The sequence below is a fragment of the Ekhidna sp. genome, assembly GCF_964218185.1.
Classification (GTDB): domain Bacteria; phylum Bacteroidota; class Bacteroidia; order Cytophagales; family Cyclobacteriaceae; genus Ekhidna.
The window spans coordinates 550,292-573,062 of the sequence record NZ_CAXPLV010000005.1 but is presented as its reverse complement, the minus strand read 5'-3'; the positions used below and the strand labels follow the sequence as shown (position 1 = coordinate 573,062).

Annotated in this window: 25 protein-coding genes; 1 reads left to right on the top strand and 24 read right to left on the bottom strand. The window is 41.6% G+C overall.

Translation table 11 applies throughout. The features are described 5' to 3' along the window. Positions 1 to 24: 24 nt before the first annotated feature. From ACEQZT_RS08020 to ACEQZT_RS07965, 12 genes are all read right to left on the bottom strand, one after another. Positions 25 to 675: a hypothetical protein gene (locus ACEQZT_RS08020; protein WP_370088913.1), complete on the bottom strand. Its 651-nt coding sequence runs from the start codon at positions 673 to 675 to the stop codon at positions 25 to 27. A gap of 1 nt (position 676) precedes the next feature. Continuing rightward, positions 677 to 1,186 (bottom strand): hypothetical protein, encoded by a 510-nt coding sequence (locus ACEQZT_RS08015; RefSeq protein ID WP_370088912.1) that lies wholly within the window; start codon positions 1,184 to 1,186, stop codon positions 677 to 679. Positions 1,187 to 1,208: 22 nt separating this feature from the next. After that, the gene (locus tag ACEQZT_RS08010; RefSeq protein WP_370088911.1) at positions 1,209 to 2,312 is read right to left on the bottom strand and encodes a hypothetical protein; all 1,104 of its coding nucleotides are present in this window, start codon (positions 2,310 to 2,312) and stop codon (positions 1,209 to 1,211) included. Beyond that, complete coding sequence (locus tag ACEQZT_RS08005) at positions 2,296 to 2,775, bottom strand: hypothetical protein (protein WP_370088910.1); 480 nt, start codon at positions 2,773 to 2,775, stop codon at positions 2,296 to 2,298. Before ACEQZT_RS08005 ends, ACEQZT_RS08010 begins: the two co-directional genes overlap by 17 nt. Continuing rightward, entirely contained in the window at positions 2,765 to 3,322 is a 558-nt protein-coding gene (locus ACEQZT_RS08000; RefSeq protein WP_370088909.1) for an RNA polymerase sigma factor, read from the bottom strand. The genes ACEQZT_RS08005 and ACEQZT_RS08000 overlap by 11 nt, the downstream gene beginning before the upstream one ends. Before the next feature lie 88 nt (positions 3,323 to 3,410). Next, a complete protein-coding gene (menE, locus tag ACEQZT_RS07995; protein ID WP_370088908.1) occupies positions 3,411 to 4,916 on the bottom strand; it encodes an o-succinylbenzoate--CoA ligase in 1,506 nt (501 codons plus the stop codon). Between the two features lie 6 nt (positions 4,917 to 4,922). Then, positions 4,923 to 5,912 (bottom strand): 3-oxoacyl-ACP synthase III family protein, encoded by a 990-nt coding sequence (locus ACEQZT_RS07990; protein ID WP_370088907.1) that lies wholly within the window; start codon positions 5,910 to 5,912, stop codon positions 4,923 to 4,925. A 1-nt stretch (position 5,913) separates the two neighbouring features. Further along, positions 5,914 to 6,642, bottom strand: coding sequence for a beta-ketoacyl-ACP reductase (locus ACEQZT_RS07985; protein ID WP_370088906.1), 729 nt, complete (start codon positions 6,640 to 6,642; stop codon positions 5,914 to 5,916). A gap of 68 nt (positions 6,643 to 6,710) precedes the next feature. Beyond that, positions 6,711 to 9,146: a TonB-dependent receptor domain-containing protein gene (locus ACEQZT_RS07980; protein WP_370088905.1), complete on the bottom strand. Its 2,436-nt coding sequence runs from the start codon at positions 9,144 to 9,146 to the stop codon at positions 6,711 to 6,713. A 4-nt stretch (positions 9,147 to 9,150) separates the two neighbouring features. Beyond that, positions 9,151 to 10,014 carry an alpha/beta fold hydrolase gene (locus ACEQZT_RS07975; protein ID WP_370088904.1) on the bottom strand — a complete coding sequence of 288 codons (864 nt, stop codon included), beginning with the start codon at positions 10,012 to 10,014 and terminating at the stop codon, positions 9,151 to 9,153. 65 nt (positions 10,015 to 10,079) lie between these two features. Further along, positions 10,080 to 11,576, bottom strand: a complete 1,497-nt coding sequence (locus tag ACEQZT_RS07970; RefSeq protein ID WP_370088903.1) for a sodium/pantothenate symporter — start codon at positions 11,574 to 11,576, stop codon at positions 10,080 to 10,082. Between the two features lie 189 nt (positions 11,577 to 11,765). Then, the gene (locus tag ACEQZT_RS07965; RefSeq protein WP_370088902.1) at positions 11,766 to 12,494 is read right to left on the bottom strand and encodes a LytR/AlgR family response regulator transcription factor; all 729 of its coding nucleotides are present in this window, start codon (positions 12,492 to 12,494) and stop codon (positions 11,766 to 11,768) included. A gap of 72 nt (positions 12,495 to 12,566) precedes the next feature. Between ACEQZT_RS07965 and ACEQZT_RS07960 the strand changes: the two genes are divergently transcribed. Further along, on the top strand, positions 12,567 to 14,480 hold the full coding sequence (locus ACEQZT_RS07960) for a 7TM diverse intracellular signaling domain-containing protein (protein WP_370088901.1): 1,914 nt from the start codon (positions 12,567 to 12,569) through the stop codon (positions 14,478 to 14,480). Here the strand turns inward: ACEQZT_RS07960 and ACEQZT_RS07955 are convergent. The 12 genes from ACEQZT_RS07955 to ACEQZT_RS07900 all read right to left on the bottom strand — a co-directional run bounded on the left by ACEQZT_RS07955 (position 14,446) and on the right by ACEQZT_RS07900 (position 22,601). Further along, positions 14,446 to 15,054 (bottom strand): class I SAM-dependent methyltransferase, encoded by a 609-nt coding sequence (locus ACEQZT_RS07955; RefSeq protein ID WP_370088900.1) that lies wholly within the window; start codon positions 15,052 to 15,054, stop codon positions 14,446 to 14,448. The two genes, ACEQZT_RS07960 and ACEQZT_RS07955, sit on opposite strands and share 35 nt — an antisense overlap. Further along, positions 15,045 to 15,833, bottom strand: a complete 789-nt coding sequence (locus ACEQZT_RS07950) for a hypothetical protein (RefSeq protein ID WP_370088899.1) — start codon at positions 15,831 to 15,833, stop codon at positions 15,045 to 15,047. Before ACEQZT_RS07950 ends, ACEQZT_RS07955 begins: the two co-directional genes overlap by 10 nt. After that, on the bottom strand, positions 15,833 to 16,714 hold the full coding sequence (atpG, locus tag ACEQZT_RS07945) for an ATP synthase F1 subunit gamma (protein WP_370088898.1): 882 nt from the start codon (positions 16,712 to 16,714) through the stop codon (positions 15,833 to 15,835). Before atpG ends, ACEQZT_RS07950 begins: the two co-directional genes overlap by 1 nt. A 19-nt stretch (positions 16,715 to 16,733) precedes the next feature. Continuing rightward, complete coding sequence (gene atpA / locus ACEQZT_RS07940; protein WP_370088897.1) at positions 16,734 to 18,314, bottom strand: F0F1 ATP synthase subunit alpha; 1,581 nt, start codon at positions 18,312 to 18,314, stop codon at positions 16,734 to 16,736. 34 nt (positions 18,315 to 18,348) lie between these two features. Further along, positions 18,349 to 18,885 carry an ATP synthase F1 subunit delta gene (gene atpH, locus ACEQZT_RS07935; protein WP_370088896.1) on the bottom strand — a complete coding sequence of 179 codons (537 nt, stop codon included), beginning with the start codon at positions 18,883 to 18,885 and terminating at the stop codon, positions 18,349 to 18,351. Between the two features lie 2 nt (positions 18,886 to 18,887). After that, positions 18,888 to 19,382, bottom strand: coding sequence for a F0F1 ATP synthase subunit B (locus ACEQZT_RS07930; RefSeq protein ID WP_370088895.1), 495 nt, complete (start codon positions 19,380 to 19,382; stop codon positions 18,888 to 18,890). 82 nt (positions 19,383 to 19,464) lie between these two features. Beyond that, a complete protein-coding gene (atpE, locus tag ACEQZT_RS07925) occupies positions 19,465 to 19,668 on the bottom strand; it encodes an ATP synthase F0 subunit C (protein WP_370088894.1) in 204 nt (67 codons plus the stop codon). Positions 19,669 to 19,703: 35 nt separating this feature from the next. After that, the gene (gene atpB / locus ACEQZT_RS07920) at positions 19,704 to 20,735 is read right to left on the bottom strand and encodes a F0F1 ATP synthase subunit A (protein ID WP_370088893.1); all 1,032 of its coding nucleotides are present in this window, start codon (positions 20,733 to 20,735) and stop codon (positions 19,704 to 19,706) included. Positions 20,736 to 20,768: 33 nt separating this feature from the next. Beyond that, positions 20,769 to 21,116 (bottom strand): hypothetical protein, encoded by a 348-nt coding sequence (locus ACEQZT_RS07915; protein ID WP_370088892.1) that lies wholly within the window; start codon positions 21,114 to 21,116, stop codon positions 20,769 to 20,771. Next, on the bottom strand, positions 21,113 to 21,280 hold the full coding sequence (locus ACEQZT_RS07910; RefSeq protein ID WP_370088891.1) for an AtpZ/AtpI family protein: 168 nt from the start codon (positions 21,278 to 21,280) through the stop codon (positions 21,113 to 21,115). Before ACEQZT_RS07910 ends, ACEQZT_RS07915 begins: the two co-directional genes overlap by 4 nt. A gap of 25 nt (positions 21,281 to 21,305) precedes the next feature. Next, on the bottom strand, positions 21,306 to 21,722 hold the full coding sequence (locus ACEQZT_RS07905) for a polymer-forming cytoskeletal protein (RefSeq protein ID WP_370088890.1): 417 nt from the start codon (positions 21,720 to 21,722) through the stop codon (positions 21,306 to 21,308). 9 nt (positions 21,723 to 21,731) lie between these two features. Next, positions 21,732 to 22,601 carry a M23 family metallopeptidase gene (locus ACEQZT_RS07900; RefSeq protein ID WP_370088889.1) on the bottom strand — a complete coding sequence of 290 codons (870 nt, stop codon included), beginning with the start codon at positions 22,599 to 22,601 and terminating at the stop codon, positions 21,732 to 21,734. Positions 22,602 to 22,771 lie beyond the last annotated feature (170 nt).

Genomic DNA, 22,771 nt, shown 5'->3' with positions numbered 1-22,771 from the left:
GATACTTCCCAAAGTTAATTACCCCTAGAACCTGCCAAATCGAAAACTAATCATCGCCGTGGTGCCCGAGACGTCTTCATCCTTTACATTTTCCAGTTCTGTTCCGGAAATATATCTGTACGTCATTCCTGCGCCTAGCCGGAAGTATTTTGTAATATTGAATTCCACTTCAATCCCTGGCTCTGCTACAAAAAACACTGAGTTTTCAATTGTGAACTCTGAGTCAGCTGGGTTATTCACAAAGTAATCTTTGTCTACCACCTCCATTGTGCCAGCCCCTAAGACTACTGGAATGCTGATATGAATAAGTTCTCTTGGCGCAATAGTGCCCCCTATTAAAATTCCTCCATATCCGCCGTGAAGATTTAACTGTTTTGGTTCTGTTTGACCTGGTACTAACCCATCAAACTCAATGGCGGTAACCAGCCCGTACCCTGCTACTCCAAATAAGTATCTTCTGTTTATAATGAAACCTCCGTACGCCCCAACCAGCATGCCACGCTCGCCCATCAAGTCACCTATTTTCAAATCGAGAGCACCAAAAGCATTGAGGTCATTTTTTTTACTTAGGAGCGATTTCACTTCTTCATCCTTAGGATCATTGGTATCCATGTATCGCTGACCAAAGGAGGTGACAGTGCAAAATATAAGGATGAGGTACGCTAACTTCTTCATATCAGAAAACATATTTGAAAGAAATCGCTGCATCCCAAAACCTTGCTTTGGTGTGTCGCATACCAATGAAATTGAAGTAGGGTTTGATATCAAAGCCAAATGTAGCTGGCACTTCTAGCCACCGATACTCAAGGCCCAGACTGGCATCCACTCCCATTGCAAAGAAGCTTTTCTCCTCATACAAGAATGCATCACCGGCGGCATTGGAAAGTATTTTGGAGATATCATCAAATTTCTCGTACCCCACATGCCCACCAATACCGTAATGAAGATAAAATCGATCATTGAATGAAAACTCCATTGGCTCATGAAACAGGTACTGTGCGGTAAACTGCATACCTTCATTTCGTCCACTTAGGATCATTTCCACTGCTTCATCTTCGTTGATGAATTTTTTGTAAGTGATCCCTGAAGTGTGTCCAAGTCTGAGGCCTGAGGACTTTTCGTACAACTGCTGGCCTGAAGCGGAAATAATGGTCAGGGAGAAAAAGACAAGTAGGAGTTGTTTCATGGGCTTCCGGTGGTGACGGTGCTTAGTCTCTATCTACGAAAATAGGAGTTTCCTTTATGGCTACAATCAACTCTCCCCCGTCTGCCTCCACAATCAACTGACTGTGACGGCTGTTGGTGTTTCCAACAAAACCGGAAAGCGAAATCTTGCCTTCATTTGCAAACAATTCCTTTTGCATGGTAAGCATGCTATTGGGTAAAATCATCTGATCCTCCGGCCCTTTGATGTAGGTTTTGATGTATGAAGCCTGGTTTAAAATAAGATTTATATCTGTGGATTTTCCAGTGATATCTATGCTATTAAAGTCTTTTACGATTCGGCTCAGATAGATGTCTCCATAGCTGAAATCTAGCCTAGCTGAGCCAGTCAATAGATCGGAGGTGAGGTTGGTAAAAGATCCCTCACACATAATTTCGTTTGCTTCCAGTAAATGGATTTTATCGTTTCTTGAGTTGAATTGAATCCTTCCGATTTTGTCTACTCTTATTTCAGAGCTTCCACTTTCAATATTTAGATTCTGTGCCTCGTCTATTCGGATTTCTGACCCTCGCAGAGTGAAAATCCCATCTTTCAATTTCCCGAATGAGGCCTTGCCGAAACTATGCTTAAGATTGAGTGACTCTGTTAGATTATTGGCTTTGATATCTCCATGAGAAATATTCAGGTCCACTCTTCCTTCTAAGTTGGTCATGTACAGGTCTCCGTACTTATTTTCGACGCTTAACATTACGTTTTTAGGCAGCCACACCTGATAATCGACTTTCAGTTTGTTACTGCCGATGGCTCCTTCCACTTCGCTAACTACACTTCCAAAAAATCCACCTGAACTCCCAATTTCTGTAACAGCTGAAATCACGCTCCCAACTTTTCGAAATTTCACCTCCACACGTGACATGGATTTTGCAACCGCAGCGGAATTTTTTCCTTCCGCTCTTACGAGAACTTCAAACCGCACAGAGTCGTGATTCCAGGTGCGCACGATCACCTCACCGTATTTGCTCACCACCTCTACTTTGGCATTTTCAGGAACGGCAAAAGAGCGTTTGAAATCACGCTCCTGCCTCACTTGTGCCAAAAGTGGTACAGCAATAAATAAGCTTAATAATATGTTAAAGCACTTCTTCACTCTTCTCTTTTTCCAGCTCCGATAATATTTGTTCCAAAATCTGCAGCTTCAACTGATAGTTTTCCATCATGGCGGTGATTACCTCCTGATTGTCCACATTATCCTTTAGGTCTGCCTTTAGCTCTGCGAATGCCAGATCCATCAATTGCAAATCCTTCAAAATTCTGTCATCCTTCAGCTTGCTTTTTACCAGAGTGATTTTCTGATTGATCTCACCATTATAGTAACTTTCCAACTCTGCCAATTCATTGCTTGCTTTAGACTGTGGGTTCATGAAGAAAATGGCTCCTGCTATCACAAATGCAAAGCATGCTACTTTTCCAATAACCTGCCAGGGGTCATTCTTTCTTGACTCTGAAGGAATTATCCCGGAGATTTCGTTCCATCCTTTCTCAGTATCAAAAGGATAGAGCTCAAAATCTTCCATATTGTTCTCGATATGTTCTTTTAGACTATCCCGCATTTTGACTCCTTTCTTCAACTAATAGTTTCCTTATCCTTGCTTTCGCCTTACAATACTGCGCTTTCGAAGCTGATTCCGACACGCCTAAAATTTCGCCAATCTCTTTATGATCATAACCTTCAAACAGATATAGATTCAATACAGTCTTGCAGCCTTCCGGCAAGAGATCTATAACCTGCATGATCTGTGCTGCCTGAAACTGCGTATACTCAAAATCATCTTCCTCTTCCTCTACAAAATCAGCATTTTCTTCTAACTGAGCTGTATCCAATTTCTTCTTGCGAATCGCATTAATGCAATTATTGATCACAATTCGCTTGATCCATGAGCTAAATGTGTTCACTTCTCTAAGCGATGGCAGCTTCTGGAAAGCATCAATAAACGATTCCTGAAGCAAGTCCTTTGCCTCTTCCTCATCACCCATCATCCGTCGACATATGTTATACATCGCCTTTGCATAGAGGCCATAAAGTGACGACATGGCCGCCTGGTCTCCCTGCTGACTCTGTATAATCAGGTGCTTATGGATGGTCTGTGTGGTGCTCACGATCTATAAAAAGACAATACTTTTTATCAAAGGTTTCTCCCCTTTACGATTTTTCTAAAAAAAGGGTGAGTCAAAGGTATATAACCTGTTAGAGCTTCTTGGAAAAAAGAGTATTCAGGCTCTTCCGATCAATCTTTCCACTCTCCGTCTTGGGGATTTCAGACACAAATTGAATGTGCTTGGGGATTTTGTATTTAGCCAATTTTCCAGCACAAAAATCGAGAATATCAGCTTGGTTAAGACTTGAATCTGCCACAATGATAGCTTTTCCCACTTCGCCCCAACGATCATCCGGGACTCCAATAACTGCTACTTCATGAATTGAAGGGTGCGTTTGCAGTAATTTCTCCACTTCGGCTGGGTACACATTTTCGCCTCCAGAGATAAACATGTTCTTGATTCGATCCTTGACATAATAGTATCCCTCAGCGTCTCTGACCAGAATATCCCCAGTGCGAAACCACCCACCTGTCAAGGCCTCTTTTGTAGCTACATCGTTGTTCCAATAACCCGGAGTAACCACCGGTCCACTAATTAATAGTTCACCTTCTTCTTCCTCATTGGCTTCTGAGCCGTCCTGCTTCATCAATTTCACATTCACAAAAAAGTTTGGTGTACCAATGGATCCAATTTTTCGGATGGCATCATCGTGATGGAGAGAATAAATATTGGGTCCGGCTTCCGTCAGTCCGAATCCCTGTCTAATAGGTACCCCTTTCGATTCCCATAGTTTTATCAATTGAAGTGGCATTGCCTCTCCACCAACTATAAAATAGCGTACGGATTCAAGTCCAACCTCGTTAAGTACTTCTTCATCCGCCATCATTTTGAGCATGGTAGGAACGCCCATAAACAGTGTGGCCTCTTCATTTTCGAGTAACCTCAACACATTGGCTGCATCAAATTTCCTGAGCAAGGTGAAAGACCCTCCCTGGAGCAGAAAAGGCATTAGCAATACATTCCATCCTCCAGTATGGAAGGGCGGCATGCAGATAACTGTGTGATCACGCGAGGTGATATCCAACCTGATTTGTGTATTTACCGCATTCCAAAAAGCCATTTTGTATGAGTAAATAGCTCCTTTTGGGAAACCAGTAGTGCCTGAGGTATAAATGATGAAAAGTGGATCATCATCTTTCAGACTTATTGAATTAAACGAATGCTCAGGATCGCTGACGTCTTTTGAATATGAAGTGAGTTCACTCATTTTCCAGCGATGCTCCGGATTGCATTTTATTTCGTTTGGATCAAAAAGAGAGTCAAACTTTTCTTCAGAGATAAGCATCCGTGGCTCACAGTTGTTCACCATGTACCCAATTTCTCTGGCTGACAGGCGGTAATTCAAGGGTACAATGATGAACCCCAGTTTCATGGCTGCCCCAAGGAGCACAACGTATTCCAGCCTAAATTCTGACAGAACAGCCACACGATCACCTGGCTGAATACCTTTATTTTGTAAATGCTGAGCTAGTAAATTGGAAAGATTGTTGAGTTGGCGATAGGTGAGACTATCGCCTGTCTCTGCATCCGAAACCGCTACTTTAATGGGGGCATATTCCGCCCACCGCTCAATCCAATCTTTTCGAAAACTCATAACGCCTTAAAATCTAAATGCGGCACTGGCAAATGCGAGACCACCACCAGAGCCAATGAAATAGATTAAATCTCCTTTTTTTACTTTCCCTAGCTGGACAGCTTCATCCAATGCCATAGGAATGCATGCAGAACCAGTATAACCGTATTCATGCATCACTGTGTGTGCTTTCTCTTTGGGTAGGCCTAGTTTGTCCAGTGTTGCCCAAATGCTGTTGATGTTGATCTGCGTGAACATAAACTGATCCACGTCCTCCACTTTTGTGCCTGATCTTTTGGCCAACTCATGCGCCATGTCCGACCATACGTCGGGATTCAATTCACTTGGAAATCGCTTGACAAATTTTAACAAGTGATCTTTATTCTCCACCACCTCTTGAGTCGTCGGCTGAAAAGTTCCGCCTGCATAGATGCCCATCCAGTCGCAATATTCTCCTTTGGTTCTAAGCTCGCTGGCAAGATATCCTGTATCTGAATCTTCGGTGGCCGCCAGAATCACCGCACCTGCACCATCGGCAAACAGATTGCAGGTTTTTTTATCCAATTTATTCAGGTACTTGCTCATTGCGTAAGCACCTATGACCATCACTTTATTGTAGTTTTCGTCAGCTTTGATGTACTTAACAGCAGTGTCCAGCCCGATGACAAAACCTGCACATGCAGAATTTAGATCAAAGGTTCCGGCGTTGATCATGCCCATTTTGTACTGAACCTTGGAGGCTGTCGAAGGAGAAATGTATTCGGGTGTGTCTGTGCAAACGATCAGCAAGTCGATATCTTCCGGCTTCAAACCTGCACGCTCCAGATTTACTTTTGCCGCTTTGATGCAGAGGTCGGCTGTTGACTCATCCTCATCACACCATCGACGGTTTAGAATGTGCACATTGGCTTCCAGCCACTCCGAAACATTTTCACCTAAAATCTCATCAAAATAGGTATTAGGAATGATGTTTTTGGGAACATACATCCCGGTTGAAATGATTCTGGCGTTTCTCATATTATACAGTCATTCCTCCATCCACACTAATTGTTGCTCCGTTGATATAACCTGCTTCTTCTGAAGCTAAAAAGCAGTAGGCATTTGCGATATCTTCCGGCTTGCCCAAAGTACCAGTTGGCACTTTTGATTTCATCATGTCAATGACATTATCCGGCATAGCCATCACCATATCGGTGGCAATAAAACCTGGTGCAACGGCATTTACAGTCACCCCTTTCCGACCTAATTCTCTGGCCCACACCTTTGTCATCCCAATCACTCCAGCTTTGGTAGCCACATAATTGGATTGACCAAAATTTCCATAAATACCCACAACGGATGACGTATTTACAATTCGACCATAACCTGCTTCTGTCATGTATCCTTGTATGTGCTGACCACAATTAAACACTCCGGTCAGGTTCACATCAATCACTTGCTGCCACTGCTCAGGCGTCATTTTTTTCAAGGTGGCATCTCTTGTGATGCCCGCATTGTTGATCAGAATGTCGATTTTTCCATGTTTCTCAATCACGGCACTTGTAGCCTTACCAACCGCTTCATAATCTGCGGTATTCACTTTATAAAACTCACCATCAATCTCGGCTGCCAGCGCATTACCAGCCTCTTCATTGAGATCCCAAATAATAACTTTCGCTCCCTCAGATGCGAATTTTTGACAGGTTGCTTTTCCAATCCCATTTGAACCACCAGTCACGATGGCAACTCTATTTTCTAGTCTTTTCATTTATATCAGTATTTAAAGGCCGATAACTGATTGTTACCGGCCTCTATATTGCACAACTCTACTTATTCCTATTTTCCAGGAATGTTTAGTTTCAATTCAATGCTGTATAGTCTTCCAATGAATGGTGATGCAGTGAATTCACGATATTCTCTATCGAAGAGATTAGTCACAGCCATTGATCCGGTTAGCGTATCAGTGATTCGATAGCCGAGTCCAAGATCCACATTCACAAATCCTGCGAGTGGTCCATAGTTCCATGAATCTGTACCTCGTGCATTCTCAACAATGGGAGTCCCTCTATACGTCAGATCCTGAGTGGCTGCAGCGATTTGGAAACTAGAGAAGTAATCATACTCCTCAACCCATCGGACAAATACATTTCCGAAAATTTTGTTCTTGTTGTAATTGAATCCAATGCTTGCCTTGTTTTTAGGTGCATTAACAAGTAAATCTAATTTATTCACTGTGCCATCCCCATCAAAATCATTTTCTAAATCATTCTCATCTATTGGATAGTCGAAATAAGAGTAATTAAAATCCAGAGTGATATTCTGATTTACCAGATAGTTTAATCCAATGTCAAATCCGTAGGTGTTGAACTTTCCGAAGTTTACATACGTGGCAACTAGCCCGCCATAAACTCCATATGCAGATTGAACATCTTCAATTGGCGTGTCGCCTCTATGTGTTGTAACGCCCACAACTGTCACAGGGCTTAAAAAATCCTCAGAAATATTGTAGTAGGCATTTACATCAGCATAGAGCTTTTTTGAACCGACATTTCCTTTATAGCCTATTTCATATGTTTGAAGTTTTTCAATACTCTGCTTCTCGACTTTAGATCCATCAGCCAACGTAAACCCTTCTGCATTCCCCAAAATGAGGCCTCCAAATAAGTCTCCGTACATATTGAGAATGGTTGGAGCAGCTACACCCTGACCATACGTAATACGAAATGTTCCACTTTCAACAGTCTTCGTCAAGCCTAGTTTAGGTACGAGGTTGAACCCATACACTTCATGGTTATCTGCGCGAACAGCGGCAGTTGCTTTAAATCCAGATCCAAAGCTGTATTGTCCCTGACCATACCAGCCTATTTGGCTTACGGTTATGAAATCATCTTCATTTTCATCCAACAAATAGGTACCATGTGAGTTTGCAAAATCCTTTTGATACTGAACTCCAGTTACGAAGTTGAAGGCTCCCCAATTGTTGTTGTACTGAACTTCCCCGTTCCACCTTTTGGAATCATCAATGAATCTTGCACCACCTTCCAATGAAGATGCAAAAGCTTGCTCATGGGTAGCTCCACCATCTCTGGCAGCATAGTAGGCTTTTGTCCGATCATCCAAGGAATGAGTATCACGTGTGTCACTCAGGCTCAAATAAGCTTGAGCAAAAATGCGAGGTGACACATAGCGCATATGGAATGTCTGGATTTTCCAGTCAACAATTTCGTTTCGACCTACATTCGTTGGAGACAGGTACGTACTATTGCTCGCATCATATGAGAAGATGAGATCTGAGTCATCGTTTAGCGAGTAGTACATACCCAATCCTCCCTTTATAAATTCAAAACCATTATCCAGGTCAAGTTCTTCATATCCTTCCTTACCTGGGTTTCCGTCCCTGTCTATGTATACAGAATCAGCAAATTGGAATTCTTCGCCACGGGTATATTCAAAGTTTAGTTTGAATGCGAGTTTGTCATTTAAAATCTGAGCGTGACGCAAACGGCCGGTGAAAACACTTTGATTTCCTGCTCCGAGTGCAACGGTAGTACCCTCAGATGCTCTTGGATCTTTGGTGATGATGTTGACTAATCCATTGTGGGCATTTGGTCCGTAAAGTGCTGAGTTTGGACCAAGGATTACCTCCACGCGATCAATATCTTCTTTGATCTGTGGGCTCAACGGGCCAAATGGAAGTCCTGTCGCAACAAGACTTGAAAATCGACCGTCGGTCACCTGCGTGTTTTTTGCGTTGAAGTTGCTATTGAATCCCCGAACGTTTATTCCTGTTCCAACCACTCCAGATCGGATATAATCAACTCCTTTTAGTCTGGATAGTAATTCTCCCGTATTAAACGAGCCCCAATTTTCCAGGTCTTTGCTTGATATTATTTCGATTGTTGCTGGAGTCTCTGTGATCTTCTCTGGTTGTCTACTACCGGAGATTACCACCTCTTCTCCGAATACGGTTCCTTCCGCCAGTTGAAAGTCGATGGTCACAGCCGACCCACTAACAGATACAGATTGCTCCATGGCCTGGAATCCAACAAAGCTAGCCACGACTACATAAGTGCCATTGGCTAATCCTTTGATTTCGAATTTTCCGCTGGGGTCAGTCACATCGCCATTGGTGGTTCCTTTAATTACTACATTGGCACCAATGAGTGCCTCCCCGGTCTCACTGTCTGTGACAGTACCGGTAATGCTTCCTCCCTGAGCAAATATGCTCACAGAAAGCAGCGTTAAAACGAGGGTTAAGTACAGGTTTTTCATAACTTTAGTTTGTTAGCATTTGTTTAACAGCTCGATTGAAGCCTGCCGGATTATCCATTTGTAACATGTGTCCGGCAGCTTCAATCATTTTAATTTTCACATTAGGTATTTTATTTCCCATCTCAGCCACTTGCTGGGTGGTCATTCCTGCATGCAGGTATCTATTAGGTATTAAAAAGTCTTTTTCTCCAAAGAGCACATAGGTAGGAACCTCAATTTGATCCAACTCATTGTAAATCGGATGACTTAACATCCCTTTCACTCCCATTTCTCTTACTTTGGCATATTCTGGAAACCAGGGAGCTTCTTTGGCTTTCAGTCGGTCCTGGATCATCTCCTCTGCCAGTTCGGGCATATCCACAAAGTTGATTTTATATGCAGCTCTAATTTGATCCTCTGTATGACTCATCAAAGCAGTGGCACTGGAAAACTGCTCGAGTATTTTAGCTTCCTCTGCGGTGAACGTTTCAAATCCTGCCGGAGCAGCCAGGATCAACTGGCTTAACCAATTCGGTTTCTTAAGTGCGGTTACGATGCTCACCTGCCCGCCCATTGAATGGCCCATAAGAATGACATTATTCAGCTCTTGTTTTTGAACAAATGCGTCGAGCGATCGAGCGAAAAAGTCTATATAATCCTCCTCTTCAAAATCTCTCAAAGTGGACTGACCATATCCGGGCAGATCTAATGCTATACATCGATACGCATCACTTAGGCCATCAATTGTAGGGTACCAGTTTTTGATGTAGCCACCGAGACCATGCACCATGACAATAACAGGTGCTTCTTCAGCACCTTCATCTACATAGGCGATTTGAATATCATCGAAGATCGTGACCTTCTTTGTTTCATATTTATAGTTAGGCATGAATTCATCATTTTGAGCAATTGTGAATTGCGCTAAGCACAGAATCGATATCGTGATCAGGCTTTTCATGCGATGGATACTTTTTCTTTTCTTGACCTGGCATATGCATACAATATCAGGCCTATTGCAAGCGATCCTAAAATCGCAAGTGTTGATGCAATGGCGGGATTTCTAATTTCTTCCTGCATGTAGGGAGTTAGGCGGCCGTAATACACCGAAAAGTGAATAACTATTGCCGAAACTGAACTGATAAAAGGAACATGCACTGGCACTTGTTTTAGAAACGTCCCAAAAAGTACCGGCACAAAGGCCGCCGAGAAATAGGCATAAACGCCATTCTGTGCGAAAATTCCAACACTTAGATCCGGTGATATTAGTTGTTGCCAGCTAAATGCAAATGAGGCAATAGCAAGAAACGCAATAGTAAGTCTATTCAAAATCACCGGTTGTATTTTTGGCTCTCCGAAAATGGGCCGAATCACGTCTTGTGTAATAGTTGTACTTAGGCTTTGAATCAAGCCTTCTAAAGTAGACAGACCCGCAGAAATCAATCCCATTACCACAACAATTCCAATCCCGGCAGTGAACTTTTTCACTACGTATGCAGAAAGCACTCCATCGAGGCTGAGCAGGCTGCCATCAGCTGTAAGATTAGGAAATTCCAGCCTGGCATACAGACCTGCAAAAACCACGAGGAAGAAGAGGAATTCAACTATTACTCCTACAATAAGGTACGTATTGACCTGATTGTCATTTTTTAGAAGAAGTGATTTAGTAATGATGTGGGGCTGGCAAACAATGGCGATACCCACAACGACTTGACAAAAAATTATTTCGAAGTAGTCCCTAAACATGGGGCTGCCAGGATTCGTCCCCTGCGCCAATGCCGGATCTATAGCCTCCAACTTTGCTAAAAAGCCATCCACCCCATTTGAAAAGTGTTCAAAACCAGACGTGAGCAGAATGAAAGCAACAACAATCATTAGAGAAGCCTGGATCATATTGGTGTACACCATAGAGTTTGCCCCTCCGAACATCATGTAACCAAATACGAAGACCACCACAGAGATAAGAACGTAGATTTCTTCTACATTCAGGGCTTTGGAAAGTAGCTTACTTAGACCCACACAAATAAGTACGATGAACGTGATGAGCAGCAAGGACACGAAACCAAAGAAGAGGGCATAACTTCTATTTTCATATCGGCTTCCAATCCATTGCGCCATGGTTAATGCTTTTACGGATGTGCCTATTTTTCTAAACCCTTTGGTGATTACAATCAAGGATACCAGTGCTGAGATAGACATTACCAGTCCAAATGAAAGAAATCCGCTGATTCCGTAAAAAGCGATGAAACCAGGATTGATGATGAATGTGGCGGCACTGGTCATGGATGCTGCCAAGGCCAATCCCACAGCAACAGGAGAAAAGGCAATATTGCCAAGGGCATAATCTGAGATGTTTTTCGTTTGAATCGCTCCTCTGATCACAAAGAAGAGAATCAGCGCCATATATGCGATCACTGCCACCCAAACATATCCTGTAAAACTCTCAGAAGCCATATTTTTCACTTAATACAGCTACCAATTTTTGCTTATTCGAGCGTATTGACAACCACATTCAGGTGAAGGCAGGATTTTTTAAGGTGAACGAAACCATTGTCGTGGTAAAAGGAAAATCCTCAATCAATCATTTAATCGATTGAAAAAAAGACAATACAAGCATTCGTAAAAGACAGAAAATTTAAAATTTCATATTATTGAGAGTCGCCTCATGAGATCCTCGCGATAGGTTTTCCCGATAGGAATGTTCTTTTCCGAAATCTGAATGTAGTTATCCTCAATTGCCTGAATGTGCTCTACATTGACAATGTAAGAGCGGTGTACCCGCATAAACTTAGAGGCCGGGAGCTTTTCCTCGAGTGTCTTGAGTGAATAGCTAAGGATATAATTGCTCTGCTTGGTCATCAGAATCGAATAGATATCATTTGCTTCTATGTATCGCACATCTTCAAATTTCAACTTCTCAAGTCTGTTTTTAACCTTAACAAACAGGTGCGACTCGCTCACCACCGTGTCCTCTTTTTGGTTTCCGGATGCCAGGTGGTGTCGGTGTAAGGCAATCTCAATAGCTGATACAAGCTCATCATCATCAAAAGGCTTGATCAGGTATCCGTCCGGGTTGGTCAGTTTAGCCCGCTCCAGGGTTTTTTGATCTCTGTCTGACGTCAGGTACAAAACAGGTGTGTTGGTTTTGTTCTTAATGAGTGAAGTCACCTCTATGCCGTCCATTAGCCCGGCAAGATTTATATCCATGATTACGATATCCGTTTGCTGCTTACCCAACGATTGGAGCAACTCTTCGCCAGACTCACTAATTCCCAAAATATCATAGCCTCGCTCCTCAAGCGTAATGCTTAGGTTTTTAGCCACAACAAAATCATCTTCGGCAATGAGCACTCTGGTTTTTCCATCAGACATCCTTCAAATGTAACCGCAAATTCCGAACTAAAGCGGACACGATTATATTGCAGGTCAATATTTTATTTCTGAATGCGCCGAGCTACCATTTCTCTTCTGTTCATTATAGGAGTCTTGTTCTTAAAGGCTCAAGGACTTTACCTTGATAGTCTCTTACAGCAACCGGCAGATTCCAATGCGTTTTCGAATAGTGAATGGTACTGGACCATGCTTGTCCTTGACGAAGACAATCAACTGGTAGAAATCCCGGGATGGAGTCATGTAATTGTGTATGACGAAGATAAAATTCATCGAACAGGTACGATGCTAAAAGGAGATCAAAAAAGTTATTTCTCTTATAAGAATATCATTGATGCAAATGCAGATTCATTGCTAATTAAGTTAAAAGGGGATCATCCACTTTTTGAATTAGCCAATTCCACTATCTCACAGTTTACTCCAAGCACATGGCGATTTCATGAAAGGCAAAGACTAATAGCTCATGGTTTGTTTTTCGGGATTTTGATCGTGATGGCACTCTACAACCTGATGATATACATGGCGGTAAAGGATCAAAGTTACCTCTGGTATGTACTCTCTATCATTGGTTTTGGTCTTTACATGGCGTTTTACTACGGTTTTTCTTTTGAACATTTCTGGCCCGATCGACCTCACTGGAATGCATATTTCTTTGCATTGATCATCCCATTAACCAACATCAGCAGGATACTTTTTACAAAAACATACTTGCATACGAGTGAATATGTTCCACGTTGGAATACATTCTTTACCGTCATTCTTATCCTATATCTCACTCCAATCATTATGTGGCTGATTAGCTGGTTGGAAATTAAAGATTGGCTGGTAGAAACCAACTACGTGATTGGCCTACTGGGTGCAATAACCATGACCGCCATCACGCTAACCAGCATTATCGTGTATAAGCGCGGATACAAGCCGGCACTGTGGTTTCTTGTGGCATTTGCACTTTTCAATATTGGTGGCATTCTGTTCATCTTTCGGGAGCTTAATTATCTCCCTGATAATTTTCTAACACGATACATCGTGCAAATAGGGGCTGTGGCACAGGTTGTCTTATTTTCTCTGGGACTGTCTGACCGGCTAAACCGCACGCGAAAAATGCTGGCACTTGAAACCATAGAAAAGGAAAAAATAGCCAGAGAGAAGGAGATGGAAAAGAAGCTTTTGGCTGAAAAACAAAAGGATGAATTGGAGCGGCAGGTAAAGGAGCGGACGAAGGAGTTGGAGGAAACCCTCAGTCAGTTAAAGATTTCAGAAAGCGAGTTGAGGGAGTTGAATCAAGTTAAGTCGAAGCTTTTTTCCATTATTTCCCATGAGCTTAAAAGCCCATTAACAACTGTAGATTCATATCTTAATCTTTTTATAAATCACTATAATAAACTCACACCAGAGGAAATTTCAGAGCTGAGTGATAAAACTCGATTTTCACTCCAAAACCTTATCCTTCTGATGGACAACCTCCTTCTATGGTCTCGTCTCCAGCAAGAGAGTTTAACTTTTAACCCAACAAAAGTTGATTTACGTAAGGCGATTGATAAGTCACTTAAACTTTTTACTTTGTCATTAGAACAAAAGAAAATTCGAATAGAAATTGAATCAGGTGTTGATGACGCTATGGTGCATGCAGATAAAGACATGCTGGAGTTTGTAGTTAGAAACCTGATTCATAACTCCATCAAGTTTACTCCTAAGAATGGTCGAATTAAGATAACTGCTGAAAACAACGAAGGGTACTCTCGGATATCAATTATTGACACAGGAATTGGGATGACCAAGGACATGATACGTCAAATTCTGGATCGTGAAGAGAGCTTTACCCGAGTGGGAACTGAACAGGAAAAAGGCTCTGGGATTGGCCTGCTGATGTGCAAAGATTTTATTGAGAAGAATGATGGGACACTCGAAATAAGTACTGATAAAGGAACCACTGTTACTTTTTCTCTTCCTGAACATACACCGCACTAAATATCCCTCTTTTGAAGAAAACCATTGATTTTTCTATAAATCCGTTATTTATTATGGCTAGCGGAATATTCGACAGCTTTTTCGAATCCAAACCAGATGTTGCTTTGAAAAACCAATGCATAATCATCAAAAGAGTACGCTTGGCTCTTTCGGGGTGAAAGTCTGTGACAAATAAACTCCCGTTCACTTTGAGCATACCCTTGCACTTTACAAGAACAGATCTAAGATTCCTTTCACCAAAACAATCGAGAAAAAAGGGGCAAATAATAATATCGTACTTTCTGTCAGACGTGTAATCCAAAAAATCGCTATGAATAAAGTCAGTGTGGCGATTGACCATTCTCTTCTTGGCAAGCTTGAGCATCTTCTTAGATTTTTCTACATAATCTATCCTTTCACAATTGGGAATGTGCTCCAAAATTTTTCCTGTACCACCTCCTAGAATAAGTACACGATCCTTACTATCTATTTCATTCAAGTGCATAGATTGAGCTTCAATCAAAGATTTACCAAATACCATTTTGGAAAGTCGATCATAAAATGGGGCAATGAAATCAAAATCATTTACAGCCATTCAAAAAGTATTGGCACTAAAAATACGCCATCTCCAATGGATCGATACCGTTGATTCGTGTTAAACCACGTAGGATAAATCGCCATTAATCCATATGTGAAGAACCCCAGAAAGAAATAAAATGCCATTAGGTTTAACAGCAAGAGTGAAATCGCAATCCCAATAGATAACAGAATCAGAATCAATTTTTCAAGCTTCTTTTCGCTCAATTCTGTAGCAATAGATAAAAAACCATCTACCGAATCTTCATTCTTTTCAAACCAGCTGAATAATATGAGATTGATGAAAGTAAGTAAAAAGAGTAACAGAAAAACACTCCAATCATACATCTCGCTTAGAACCATTGGCACCATCAAAATTCCCAAAGAATAAATCAGCGCCACATAAAACTCTTTTGACAAGTAACGTGAAAGACGATATTGGACCAATAAATAAATAAATGAAAGTGATGCCAAAGCCACCCCTCCTTTTAAAATCACGACAGGAATAAAAAACAGCAGTACAGTCATTAAGCATAGCATTACACTGGCTAAGACTATAAGTAACTTTCTGTGTTTTTTATGAAATAAGTATCTCTCCCTATTCGATTCTATCTGACTAGTCGCATCTCTTAGGTGGTCTGCCGTATATATCAGCCATACTGTGCCACCAAGTAAAGCATACACTTCCCAGCCCGGCTTTACCCCAAATTGGACACAAAAAAATCGGAGCAGTATTACCGCTCCGATTACAATGTCTATAGATAAAATTTGAGCTATTCGATATGCTCGACCGATCATTACCCTTGAGCCAAAGCCTCAGCACCACCAACAATCTCAAGAATCTCCTTGGTAATTGCTGCCTGACGAGTTCGGTTATAAGTCAATCGAAGTTCTTTCAAAAGATCATCAGCATTTTCAGTTGCCTTATCCATGGCTGTCATCCTGGCTCCATGCTCAGACGCATTTGATTCGAGTAACGTCTTATAGAATTGAATCTTCAGAGACTTTGGCACCAGCTCGTTGAAGATAAATTCCTTAGAAGGCTCATAGATATAATCAATCTCGCCCTCAGTTTCCTCAGCTTCAATTTCCTGAATTGGCAGAAACTGCTCTTTCTGAACGATCTGAGTAGCCACGTTTTTAAACTCATTGTAAACAATATCTACTCTGTCGTACTTCCCATCTAGGAAACCAGCCATTACCATCTCTGCAGCTTCTTTTGCATCAGCAAAGTTTAGCTTCTCTATCAAGTGTGAGTAGGTCTTGATCACATTGTATTTTCTCTTTGCGAAATGCTCAAATGCTTTCTTTCCTATAGGAAGGATTTCCAAATTCCCACTTGCCTCTGCATGGCTATACTTCTCAGCAATCAAAGCTTTCACTCCTTTGAAAACGCTACTGTTGAATGCACCGCAAAGCCCCCTGTCTGAAGAAACGACTACAATCAGTACCCGCTCAATATTTCGCTCCTCAGAGAATGGATTGTCGCCTGCATCCGTTCCGCCAGCCGATACATTCTGAATAATTTCAGAAAGCTTTTGGGAATATGGCCTCATTTGAATGATACGATCTTGCGCTCTTCTCAACTTGGCAGCAGCAACCATTTTCATGGCTTTTGTGATCTGCTGTGTCGATACAACCGATTGAATCCTACCTTTTACCTCTTTAAGATTGGCCATCTTATAATTGTTGTCTTATTTATTTCTTAAACCTTGATGCAATATCCTTAGCGATCTCTTCTGTTTTTGCAACAGCCTCATCGCTTAGTTTACCAGCTTTGAAGTCTGCCAAAGCATCCTTACCAGTGGTCCTCATTGCATTAATAAATTCTGTCTGGAATTCTCTTGCTTTGTTCACCGGAACTGGATCAAGGAATCCTTTAGTAGACGCATAGATAATCGCAACTTGCTCCTCTACCGGAATAGGAGAGAACTGAGGCTGTTTCAGGATTTCCTGGTTCTTTCTACCTCTGTCAATGGTTCTTTGGGTTGCAGCATCCAGATCAGATCCAAACTTAGCGAATGCTTCGAGCTCACGGAACTGTGCCTGATCTAGCTTCAAGGTACCAGATACTTTCTTCATTGACTTAATCTGGGCGTTACCTCCCACACGTGATACCGAGATACCTACGTTAATCGCCGGTCTGATACCTGAATTGAAAAGGTTCGTCTCCAAGAAGATCTGACCATCCGTAATCGAGATTACGTTCGTAGGAATGTAAGCAGATACGTCACCTGCCTGGGTTTCGATAATCGGAAGAGCTGTCAATGAACCACCACCCTTTACTTTTCCTTTCAATGAAGGAGGAAGGTCGTTCATCTGGCTAGCAATAGAATCATCGTTGATCACTTTTGCAGCACGCTCAAGTAGTCTTGAGTGAAGGTAGAATACATCTCCAGGGTATGCTTCACGTCCCGGAGGTCTTCTTAATAGAAGCGACACCTCACGGTATGAAACAGCCTGTTTAGAAAGGTCATCATATACCACAAGTGCAGGTCGTCCAGTATCTCGGAAGTACTCACCAATAGCAGCACCAGTCATTGGAGCGTAGAACTGCATTGGAGCAGGATCAGATGCAGAAGCACTAACCACTACTGTATACTTCATGGCACCAGCCTTCTCAAGCTGAGCAACGATTCCAGCTACCGTAGAAGCTTTCTGACCTATGGCAACATAGATACAGAATACTGGCTCACCTTTATCGTAAAATTCTTTTTGGTTAATGATGGTGTCAATTACCACAGCAGTCTTACCAGTCTGACGGTCACCAATTACCAACTCTCTTTGACCTCTTCCCACAGGAATCATTGAGTCAATTGCAGTAATACCTGTTTGAAGCGGCTCACTTACAGGCTCACGGAAGATTACCCCAGGTGCTTTTCTTTCAAGTGGCATTTCAAAAGTTTCACCAGTGATCTCTCCTTTTCCATCAATAGGCATTCCCAATGTGTCCACTACTCGCCCACACATTCCATCACCTACTTTGATGGAAGCAATTCTTCCTGTCCTTTTTACGGTATCTCCCTCATTTACCTCACTTGAATCTCCAAGAAGTACTGCTCCTACGTTATCCTCTTCAAGGTTAAGTACAAGAGCATTCAAGCCGTTTTCAAACTCCAAAAGCTCACCCGCCTGAGCATTTGAAAGTCCGTAGATTCTGGCTACACCATCACCTACCTGTAGTACGGTACCTACTTCTTCAAGTTCAGCTTCAGTTTTGTGGTTTGAAAGCTGCTCTCTTAAAATTGCTGAAACCTCATCAGGTCTTACTTGTGCCATAATTTTATCTGTTTAGCCTGTCGGCTTAATGTTATTATTTTGAAAACTTCAGTTTTAAATCTTTTAGCTGTCCGCTTACGCTCTCATCTAATTGACGATCACCAAGTCGAAGAATGTATCCTCCCACAATTTCAGGGTCTACTTTCTCCTTAAGTATCGGCTCTTTGCCTGTAATGTCTTTTGCTAGTTTTTCGAATGCTTTCTTCATGTCTGCATCCAGCTTTATGCTTGTAGTTACAGAAACTTCAGAAAAACCTTTCTTAACATTGTATAGGTGAAGAAACTCCTTTGCAATATCCTCCAACAAGCTTTCTCTACTCTTCCGCGTAATGATATCAAATGATTGAAGAGTTAACTCATTCACCTTACCTGTAAATACTTTTTTTAAGATGTCGGCTTTCTTAAAGTGCGAAATGATAGGGCTTTTCAGCATTAGTGAAAAATCCCTGCTCTCTTCACAAACGTTAAGAAAAGATTCCATGTCTGCTTTCACACTATCCAGCACATTCTTTTCTTCAGCCAATTCTAAAATTGGTGTCGCATACCGAACCGCTATTCTGCCTACAGACATTCTTAATTAACTTTTACGTCCTTGATAAACTTATCAACCAAAGCTTTTTGAGACTTATCGTCTGAAAGCTTCTCTCTCAATACTTTCTCTGCAATTTCCAATGACAATGAAGCAACTAAATCCTTCACTTCTGTCAGAGCAGCCTTTTTCTCTACTTCGATTGCATCTCTTGCATCCTGAATCATCCTTGACGTGATGTCAGATGTCTCGGCTTTCGCATGCTCAATGATGTGGCCTGCTTCAGTTTTTGCTTCTTTTAAAATGGCATCTCGCTCAATTCGAGCCTCCTGCAGAAGGTACTCATTGTCAGCTTTGATTTGCTCCATTTCCTCTTTCGCATTGTCAGCAGCTCGAAGTGAATCTTCAATTTGGTGCTCACGTGCTTTGAGTGCACTTAGGATAGGTCTCCAAACGAATGCACGAAGGATGAAAAGAACAATAAGGAATACGATCAGTTGCCAAATGATCAGTCCAATGTCGGGGGTTACTAGTGCCACGATATATATTGTTTAATAGTAAAAGTCTTTGTTAAAACCTGGCCATGCCACCTAATGTGGTCATAGCCAAGTTTGATAAGGATTAATTTCCTGATCCAGCCAATAGTCCAACTACAACGCCGAAAAGAGCCGCACCCTCAATAAGGGCTGCTGCAATAATCATTGCTGTCTGGATTTTACCAGCTGCTTCTGGTTGTCTTGCAATACTTTCAGTTGCTCCTTTACCGATCAAACCGATACCAAGACCCGCTCCTAGTACTGCTAAACCTGCTCCAATTGCTCCCATGATAAATTATTTATAGTTTAAAAATTGGTTTCTAATTAATGGTGCTCCTCTACTGCCTGACCGAAGTACAAAGCGGAAAGAAGCGTAAATACATATGCCTGCAACACTGCCACAAAAAGTTCCAACATGTTCATCACCGTAGCGAAAACCGCCCCAACCACACCTATCGTTAAGCTTTGGAAAATGAAAGCCAAACTGATGATACTAAGTATCAAAATGTGGCCTGCTGTAATGTTTGCAAACAATCGAATCATCAGTGAAAATGGCTTGGTGAAAATTCCGATGATCTCAACCGGCCAAAGTATGATGTATAATAAAATCTTACCGGCCCATGGCATGGACTTACCTAATGGATCCACAATGTGAAGCCAGTATGTTTTTCTTCCGGAAAAAGTGGTGATAATTAAAGTAAGTACAGCAAGCGTAAGTGTCACTGAAATATTTCCAGTCATATTCGCCGCACCTGGCAATAACCCTAGCAAGTTTCCGAACCAGATGAAGAAAAAGACAGTAAGTAGAAAAGGCATGAACTTCTCATACTTTTTGCCGATGTTTTCTTTGGCAATATCATCTCTAATAAACATGATGATTGGCTCGAAAAAGGATTGAATTCCTTTTGGTGCTCTTCCCACATTTTTCTTATATCCTCTCGCAACCGCTGAAAAAACAAGGATTAACAATGCCGCGTCGATGAAAAGGAAGAGAACATTTTTAGTTATGGAAATGTCAAAAACATGCGCGCCACTCTCCAAAGAGATGTGCTCATGATCCATCACATAACCATTGTATGGCTTGATGTTGTGATCTTCATCATAAAAATTAGCAGATGAAAAAACATCAAGACCTTTTTCTTCTGAGTAAACGATTACAGGAAGGTGAACGGTAAGTCCGTGATAAATTTCCCAAACATGAGAATCCGAAATGTGGTGATTGATTAATTCACTTGGATTGAAAGGTTCATCATCACCTTTTTCGCCTCCACCACCGGCCAGAGAAAGGCCTGGTATTGTGAGCAGCAAAATGACCAAAAACTTGTTGATTTTCAGAAAGTTATATTGCTTCAACATGGAGCGCATTTTCATCGGATATTCGTTCGTTCCTCAATTTCGGCGCAAGTTAGTCAAAGCCATAACTATTTCAAAGATCATGTAAACCAAATAGAGGATAATAAACTGAACAACCAGATTAAAAAGATCTGTCTGAGTGTACATCAACACTAAAATGAAAATCAAAGAAGAAAGAAGTCTAAGAACAACTTTGACCAATGATACCTGGGTGCTCCACTCCTTGGGTGCCCAGCTTTCCATCCGAAACAGAACGAATGTTTGGATGGCAAAAAACATAACCATCAACAGGTATGCAGGATGAAATTCTATTTTAGATGCAAGAAGCTGCTCGGCTGCAATAAGCAAAACCGTGAGTAAAATCAGGGTAATCCACTTCTTCATTTGAGTGCCTTTAACAATAACCAGATGGTTCCCGCCATCGCCAGGAATGTGCCAACTAAAATAAATATTGGACTTGTAGACAGAAATCCGTCCAGATAGTATCCTCCCAAAATCAATGCTAAATTCAAAGCAACCAGCTCAAAAGCCAGTCCATAGAATTTCATGTAAGACTTTTCTCTATTTCCCTCCTCAGGCCTTGAGGGCTTGTGGCTCTTCTTTGTCTTCGGGCTTTCCAATCTTTATTTCTTTGCTTTTTACGCCCATTTTACATTTTCCATTGAAGGTAGCTCCTGATTCGACCAAAAGCTTATTGGTAATGATGTCACCGTCTATGGTAGCCGTTGCTTTGAGAACTAACTGCTCGGTAACTTCAATTGTGCCTGCAATGTGCCCTGCTACTTCTGCATTTTGAGCTAGCACACTTCCATCTACCTGAGATGAGTGGCCAAAAGCAGCTTTTGATTTTGTTTTGATGTCTCCGATAACCTTGCCCTCTACACGAATGTTGCCAAAAGTCTCAATGCTTCCGTTTACAATCGTGCCTTTCCCAATTATATTACTAGAGTTACTTAGTTCCTCTACTTCTTTTTGATTCTTATTCAACATAGCGTGATTTTAAAGTGCAATATACTCCTGAGGGTTTACAGGGTTGCCATTGTGCCAAAGTTCTAAATGCAAATGTGGCCCTGAAGTTAGCTCACCCGTATTTCCAATTGTGGCTACTACTTCCCCAGCTGCCACAAAATTACCAACGTTTTTAAATAATTCCGAATTGTGTTTATATACAGAAATTAAATTGCCGGGGTGCTGAATTGCTATAATATAACCTCCATCCAGTGTCCAGGATGACATAATTACCACTCCATCTGCCACTGAGCGAACAGGTTCATTTTCCTGAGCCACGATATCTACACCATAATGGTCCTTCTTCGGGTTAAATTCATCTGTTATTATTCCATCAAATAGTGGGCTGAACAGGTATACATCTCTTAGCTCATAGACATTTGATGATACGGCGATAGGTAGTGCAGTTATTTCTGCAAGTTCAGATCCTTCAAATTCTGCCCTAAACTGAGAATCCACGGGCTGAATACTCTCGGTTAGCTCTGTTGGCTGCAGGTCTGATTCAGGACTTACCTCCAGATTCTGAGCCAGTTCCTCGCCGGCAATGATTCTCCTGATATTTTCTATATAAATGTCCTTGTTACTAACCTCTTGCTCCAGGGAATCAATCATCATAGATAATTCCAGCACCTGACGATTGGCCTCCATTTGCGCGTGTCTTGGATCTAGCCATTGCTCCAATGCTACGGTTACAAGATAAATGGCAGATGATAGCACCAAGACTCCAACACCCGCTAGTAATAAAAACAGCCTGGCATAATTGAAACTAAATGTGGTCTTTTCCGCAAAATTCTCTTCATTGCGAATAATGAGCAGGTATTTGTTCGTTAGCCAATTACTAAATGTCTTTCTTGCAGCCATAAATTGGAATTTAAGGCGACAAAGGTATGCAATCACCCCTTGTTTTATCTTTACACCAATTTGAATTTGAGATCGTTATTTATTGAATCAGTCTAAACCCATTTTGAAGAAACTTATCTCCATTTGTTTTATTGCTTTTGTGATTGGGTGCTCACCATACAAAAACAATC